This window comes from Rhizobium sp. CCGE 510, from assembly GCF_000292525.1.
GTDB lineage: Bacteria > Pseudomonadota > Alphaproteobacteria > Rhizobiales > Rhizobiaceae > Rhizobium.
Genome location: NZ_AEYF01000082.1, coordinates 1 through 633, shown reverse-complemented (window position 1 = coordinate 633; position 633 = coordinate 1). Strand labels below are relative to the sequence as shown.

General features: G+C 61.3%; 1 protein-coding gene and 1 pseudogene. Both read left to right on the top strand.

Annotation, left to right across the window (positions count from 1 at the left end; genetic code table 11):
* Positions 1–145: pseudogene (locus RCCGE510_RS35900) on the top strand (conjugal transfer protein TrbL); the annotation flags it as partial.
* A gap of 14 nt (positions 146–159) precedes the next feature.
* The coding region (locus tag RCCGE510_RS32430; RefSeq protein WP_007637751.1) for a VirB8/TrbF family protein at positions 160–633 on the top strand (474 nt) is incomplete at its 3' end.

The window sequence follows — 633 nt, the reverse complement described above, 5'->3', positions numbered from 1 at the left end:
CCGGATCGGCCGCCAGGAAAAGGCGATCGGCTCGCCCGGCGCCTATGCCGGATCGCTGCTCGGGCTTGCCAATGCCAAGCTCGATGGCAACCGCAGTGGGTCTGGCCGGCGCACGCCGCCTCCCGAACGCAATGACAAATCTTGAAGAAGGACGGGACAATGACTGCCAATCGCGCGCCCGATAACCCCTATCTTGCCGCCCGTCAGGAATGGAGCGAACGCTATGGCTCTTATGTGAAGGCGGCATCTGCCTGGCGCATTGTCGGTATCACCGGCATGCTGATGGCGGTCGTCGGCTTTTCCTACGCACTCTATCAGTCGACTCAGGTCAAGCTCGTTCCCTACATCGTCGAAGTCGACAAGCTCGGGACCGCGGCGACAGCCGGCTTCCCGCAACAGATCGAGTATGCCGATCCCCGCGTCGTGCGTGCGACCCTTGGTGGCTTCGTTTCGAACTTCCGCTCGGTCACGCCGGATGCGGTGGTGCAGAAGCAATATATCGATCGCACCTATGCCCTGCTCAGGACATCCGATCCGGCAACCGAGAAGGTCAATGCCTGGTATCGCTCCAGCTCGCCGTTCGAGAAGGCGAAGAATTCCACGGTCGCCATCGAGGTCAACAACATCGTGGCG